The sequence below is a fragment of the Actinosynnema sp. NPDC050801 genome, from assembly GCF_040673975.1.
Classification (GTDB): Bacteria; Actinomycetota; Actinomycetes; order Mycobacteriales; family Pseudonocardiaceae; genus Actinosynnema.
Window position 1 is genome coordinate 59,514 of the sequence record NZ_JBFAQZ010000034.1, and the last position, 6,000, is coordinate 65,513.

5 protein-coding genes are annotated in these 6,000 nt (G+C 66.6%); 2 read left to right on the forward strand and 3 right to left on the reverse strand.

Annotated features, from left to right (window positions below; translation table 11 throughout):
• Nucleotides 1–271 precede the first annotated feature (271 nt).
• A complete protein-coding gene (locus tag AB0K14_RS38415) occupies nt 272–1,873 on the forward strand; it encodes an NAD(P)/FAD-dependent oxidoreductase (protein ID WP_360462909.1) in 1,602 nt (533 codons plus the stop codon).
• A 390-nt stretch (nt 1,874–2,263) separates the two neighbouring features.
• Here AB0K14_RS38415 and AB0K14_RS38420 read toward each other — a convergent pair whose 3' ends face one another.
• From AB0K14_RS38420 to AB0K14_RS38430, 3 genes are all read right to left on the reverse strand, one after another.
• Entirely contained in the window at nt 2,264–3,289 is a 1,026-nt protein-coding gene (locus AB0K14_RS38420; RefSeq protein WP_360462911.1) for a hypothetical protein, read from the reverse strand.
• Nucleotides 3,290–3,451: 162 nt separating this feature from the next.
• Complete coding sequence (locus AB0K14_RS38425) at nt 3,452–3,799, reverse strand: hypothetical protein (RefSeq protein ID WP_360462914.1); 348 nt, start codon at nt 3,797–3,799, stop codon at nt 3,452–3,454.
• 150 nt (nt 3,800–3,949) lie between these two features.
• On the reverse strand, nt 3,950–4,162 hold the full coding sequence (locus AB0K14_RS38430; protein ID WP_360462917.1) for a hypothetical protein: 213 nt from the start codon (nt 4,160–4,162) through the stop codon (nt 3,950–3,952).
• A gap of 452 nt (nt 4,163–4,614) precedes the next feature.
• Between AB0K14_RS38430 and AB0K14_RS38435 the strand changes: the two genes are divergently transcribed.
• Nucleotides 4,615–5,895 (forward strand): hypothetical protein, encoded by a 1,281-nt coding sequence (locus AB0K14_RS38435; RefSeq protein ID WP_360462920.1) that lies wholly within the window; start codon nt 4,615–4,617, stop codon nt 5,893–5,895.
• Nucleotides 5,896–6,000 lie beyond the last annotated feature (105 nt).

Sequence of the window (6,000 nt, forward strand, 5' to 3'; positions counted from 1 at the left end):
GATCGACAGGACATCCCCGACGGCATTCATCGGCGATGAGCACCTTGCCCTGGTGGCGTCGTCGGCCAAGCAGCAACACACGACAACCGTCGCAGAATCCTGCACGCCAGCCGGTGGTGGATCCGGATCGTGGTGTGCATCTGCTTGCGTGGCACGCTCAGGTCCTCCTGCGGCATCGCGTCGATCTGTCCGTAGGCAGGCTCCGGCACCGACGCGCGCGGCGGCGGCTTCTTCGCCCATGTAGTACCGCCTTGTGCGTTACCGTCTCGCGGTGACCAAGCCCCATGTGATTGTGGTCGGAGCGGGCATCGGCGGTTCTGCATCGGCCGCGTTGCTGACGCACGCCGGGCTCCGAGTGACCCTGCTGGAGAAGAACCGCTACCTCGGCGGTTCCTGTGCCGGCTATGAAAAGCACGGCTTCCAGATCGACTTCGGCACGCATCTCTTCCCCCGCGGGGAACGCGGTCCGCTCGGGCAGGTCCTGAAGCGGGTGCAGCGCCCTGCCGCCATCGAGTTCCGACGCCATCCCGACGTCTTCGAACTCCGGTGGGCAGGACCACGCCCCGGCCACCGATCGCTCACCGTTCCGGCTTCGGCATGGCGCATGCCGCCCTTCGCACTCCGGGCCATCCGGGAATGCCGGCTGTCCCCTCGGGCCGTCGCCCACGCAATGCGGCTCCTGACGCGCGCCGCCACCGCTGACGACAAGCTCACCGACGCCTGGCTGTACCGCGATCTGGAGGACTTCGTCAGTCGCCGTACCGACGACCCCACGATCGCCAACGCGTTCTACTTCCTCGCAGGACTCGGCTTCGTCCTGCCGCCTCGCGACGTCTCCGCGGGAGAAGCCCTGCACTGCTTTCGGCGGGGACTGCTGGACAACAGCCTGTCCTACGCCCAAGGCGGCTCGAAAGCGGTACCGACCACCTACTGTCGCATCGCCGAGGAACTGGGCGCCGACGTCCGCACTGGCGCAGGGGTCAAACGAATCCTCATCCACGACGGACGCGTCCACGGTGTCGAACTGCTCGACGGCACCCGGCTGGACGCCGACATCGTGGTCTCCACCTCAAGCGTGCGCACCACCGCGCTACAACTGTGCGATCCGGCCACGCTGCCACCTGCCTTCGTCGACCACGCCAAGGGCATCACCGGTTCCATGATCGCGATCCAGGCGAAGATCGGACTGAGCAGGAAGCTCGTCGACGCCGGCTGTCTCGTCGGCGCCGTCAGTGACTCCATTGACCCGCTACGCGCCGACGCCACGATGCTCACCTCGATGATGGACTCCCTCACAAGGGGGGCCATACCAGACGTCATCGCGCTCTACTGCCCCGTGCCGACCAACTTCGACGCCTCGCTCGCACCCCCGGGGCATCAGCTGTTGACCGTGTGCATTCCCGCCCCCACAACGGATGTCGAACTGTCCGCGTCACCGCGCGCATGGGACGACGCGCTGATGAAAGCCGTACGACGGATCGTGCCAGGCATCGACGACCACATCCTCTTCGTCGACCGCACCACCACCAGCTGGATGGAACACTGGATCGGCAAGGAGTACGGCCCAGCCATTTCCACCGGGCAAACCCCGCGACAAGTCGGCAAACACCGCCCGCCCGTCACCACCCCCGTCGACGGCCTCTACCTGGCCGGCTGCGGCGCGGGCGGCAGAGGCGTGGGCACCGAGCTCGCGGCCGACAGCGCCATGGAATGCGCCGAACACATCCTCGACGACCTCGGCCGAACCCCACCCCCATCCTGGATCCCACCCCGCGACCCCACCCCGACGCTCCCGGCGAGCATCTGGCGCAACCTCACCCGTCCAGCTCCACAACGCAGCCGCCAACAGGAGAACCCTGGGGCCCATCACTGAAACGTTTGCAGCGAATGCAGAGGTACGCCCCTTCCCGCGACCACCACCGCGGCAACATCATCGACGTCGAACCACGGGAGAGTCCTCACCCGATAGGCTTGCGTTCCCGGTCGTTGACAACGACCTCCAGCGGCACTCAGCGGACAAATCGCGCTGCAGAGCACGAATCAGTCACACCACACCAGTCACAGTGCCGATTGGCTGGGCCGCGCTGATCATGGAAGACCGTATCCGGCCTGTCAGACATCCCGAACCGCCGTGGACTGCACCCGGCTTCGCCCGCGAGGGCTACCGCAGCCCGCTGCTCGCGCTCCGCGAGCTCATCTCGACCTTCACCCGGCGTTCACCGCGGCGGTGAGCGAGTGCTCACCGCCGCGGTGTTCGTCGTGGTCACAGCTCACAGTTGACCTTGTTCTCGACGTTGGTGCAGGTGTCGAGGCTCGGACCGGCGTCGGCGGTGTCGGTGCCGATCCCTCCGTTGACGTTGTCGATGTTGCCGACGACCAGGCTGATGAAGTTGGCGTTGCCGTTCTTGGCGTCGCCGTAGAGGACGTCGTCGCCCGGGCCGGCGTCGATGGTGTCGCGGTGGCCGCTGGTGACCGCCTTCGCGCCCGAGAGGGAGTTCAGGGTCTCGTAGTCGCCGTAGATGGTGTCGTTGCCCTCGCCGCCGGTGATGGTGTCGTTGGAGGTCTCGGCGGTCACCGGTGCGCTGACGCCCAGGGTCGCGGTCTGCGCGTCACCGTAGATGGTGTCGCCGCCCCCGCCGCCGGAGATGGTGTCGTTGAGGTTGCCGATCAACACCGCTCCGGCCAGACCCGCGCCCGCCCCCACGGTGATGGTCCTGCCGTAGCCGTAGATGGTGTCGGGGTCGTCGCCGCCGATGAGGGTGTCGTTGAGGCCGACGATCCCGCCGGAGACCGCGGTGATCGTCACGTCGAGGAACCCGCCGGAGATGACGTCCGAACCCGGCCCGCCGTCGATGTGGTCGTTGTCGGCGACGTAGGCCGCCGAGACGCTGATGACACCGGTCCCGGAGTTGCCGATCAGCACGTCGTCTCCGGCCTCGCCGAACACGCGGTCGGAGAGGTTCTCCAGCGGGCCGGGGGCGGGCAGGCCGGGGAGGACGTCGGGCACCACGACGAACTCGCCGTAGACGGTGTCGTCACCGTCCCCGGCGCAGACCCGGTCGTTGCCGGCCAGCCCGACGATGGTGTCGTCCCCGCCCAAGCCGACGATCACGTCGTCACCGTTCGTGCCGGTGAGGGTTTCGCCGCTCGCGGAGCCGACAACCGTGGCGGGCAGTCCGTCGCAGGTCGTCGTGGCGTGCGCGGCGGGCGCACCCGCCAGCGACCACGAAGCCGCCACGACCAGGCCCACCACCGCACCGGCAGAGGCTCTGGCACTCGATTTGCGCACAGCGATCTCCTTCCAGTTCTCCGCACAACGCGGAACCGGTCAAGCACAATGGGAGAGTTGCGCAACTCGTACGTGTCATCGCCCGCACCGGAAAGCGCGTTACGATCGAAAATCGAGGAATACTCCCATAATTTCGACGGTGAGTGACCCGTGGCTCGACGGTCAGGTGTACCAGGTGGGTTCGGGCACCTCGTCGAGCAGCGCGTAGCGGCCGACCTCGGCGCGCTTGTGGGCGAGCGGGTCGTGCAGGCCGTGGGTGCGGATGTTGCGCCAGAAGATGTCCAGCCCCACGGTGTTGGCGGTGGCGCGGGCTCCGGTGACGTCGAATACGCGGGGGTCGATCTCCAGGCCGGTGTCGACGGCGCGTTGCTTGGCGGCGGTGATGACGACGGCGGCTTCGCCGCGTCGGCGTTCGGTGACGGGGTCGGGGTGGACGTTGATCGCCTCGACGAGATCGGCGGCGCGATCGGCCACGGCGTCGGTGGCCCACAGCTTGGCCCTGCAGCGCACCGCAGCTGGTGCGCGGTAGCTACCCCTGGGGTGTCACCCGCAGCACCCCGGCCTCGCGGAGCACTTCGGACGGAGTCGTCCTCCACTCGTGGGCGAGGAGGGATGGCCGAACCACAGCGAGGGCCGCACACGACGGTGCCACCGGCGAGCTCAATCCGCCATGGCGTTGGGGTCGGTGACGATGCCCAGCAGTCCCAGCGCTGTCGCCACGGCGCTGTGGTTGGCGGGCAGGACCTGTGCGCAGGTCTGGGTGGCGTCGCCAGGGGCGGCCTGGGCCGGAGCAGTGAAGGCGAGGGCGGAGGCCGCCGGTGCGAGGGTGAACACCGCGAAGAGCAAGACGACGTGGACCCGAGTGAGCGTCACGGTGCTCCCCCTTCCCGGGATACCACCCGCGGGCTCGAGTGGCGGTAGGCGGTCGTGTACAGCCGGTCGTATCGGTCGTCGCCGGCGTGGCAGGCAAGATCGCCGCATCATTCCCGCCATGAAGGCTGCCGTCGATCAGCCGAACCTGTGAGCGCCGCAACTCGTATGGCGCGTTCATGACACACGGGGTAGAGCCGCTGGATACTGAAGTCCGCAAAATCGGATCTGATTGCAACGAAGGGGTGACAGCGCTTCCCGAAGAGCGCTCGCGAGTATCCATCTGAACAAGACGGTGAGGCAATGAAGAATGATCGCAATCGCCTGCCCGGAAGCGCCGAGGGCTTCGGTCGCTGTCACCCACACGGGCGACATCCCTCCACCAAACATCGATCGGACATCTACCGTGCCTGACAGGCGCCATGAGACGCCACGATCTCCACTAGGGGAAAGACATGCGCAGAATTTCGATGCCGGTCGGCGCGTGGGCCGCCACCGGCATGATCAGGCGGTTACGACTGGCGGGCGTGGTGCTCGCCGTAGTGGTGACGAGCAGTTCGCTCGGAGCTGGAGTCGCCCCCGCTGACGACGACACGACCTCCGCGTCCACGTCCGCTCAGGAAGTCGCGGAGCGGGCGCAGAACCCAGGCGCCATTCACGGTCTCAAGTGGAAGACGGAGTGGTGGGGTGGTGAACCCGATCACCTCGGGATCAGGTTCGCCACCGCGGGACTCCCCTACGCCACGGCCGCCTACTCGCTGCAGAACAACGGGTTCCGCACGGTGACGCTCAGGATGCTCGCCGACCCGGACCTGACCGAAATCAACAGGACACGGGCGCAGCGCGACAGCGAGGTCATGAAGCTGCTGCGGGAGCTGAACCGCCAGAACATCAACGTCTACCTCTACCAGCGCGTGTGGCTCCAGCGTGACGGAAGGTTGACGGGCAACGCGGACAAGTTCGTCAACGACATGAGCGGGATCATCAACCGGGCGAAGAGCGAAGGGCTCACCTCGCTGCAGGGCGTCATGCCGATCGAGACGAACCTGGAGAACACCGCCCAGGTGCGGGAACGCGCCCTGCACATCGCGAAGGGCATCAACGCCAAGACCGGCAACTGGCTCAAGACGCACACGCTGATGGTGCCCGGCGCGGCCATGGGAGGGTACTTCACGAACATCCACCAGGGCGGCAGCCGGTGGTTGGCCGACATGAAGAGCCAGACCTCCTACTTCGCCTTCATCTACAAGCACATGAAGAGCCAGGAGGAGAACCGGCTCGCGAGGTACAACGAGCGGTGGAACCACTACGTCGGCCTTCAGTCGACGAGCACGGCGCAGGAGCAGGTCAAGTTCCTGCGGCAGGACATGGGTTTGTCCGACCTCGAGTACTACTCCCGCCAGCACAAGGCCCAGTTCCCCAGACACACGCAAGTCGTGTTCTGGGGCGACGCGGCAGACGGCGTCTCCTACCTCAGCATCCTCGGCAAACCACACGACTACACCACCATGCGGGCCCTGCACACCCTGCTGGTCAAGACGAACAACTGGCGCGGCTACTTCTTCAACTTCCCCTTCACCAACGCCGCGGCCAAGGGCCACGACCTCTGGAAGTACATGATCACCGTCAACGCGCGGACCAACGTGCGGGCGAGGAACACCGCTTACAACCCTTCGGGCACCCACCAGGTCTGGGGCGAATGGCAGAACTGGGCCAACCCCGACTTCAACTACTGAACACGCCTATTGAACCGCCCCGGGTTCGGTGGAGACTCGATCAGTTGACTGCTCCAGCCGGGGTTGGCTGGTGTTGACGGTAGTAGACGGCCTCGACTTCGGTGG

Bases quoted from the DNA above. Each gene is read 5' to 3' on its own strand.
- AB0K14_RS38435 (WP_360462920.1), top strand. From the start codon at position 4,615: ATGCGCAGAATTTCGATGCCGGTCGGCGCGTGGGCCGCCACCGGCATG.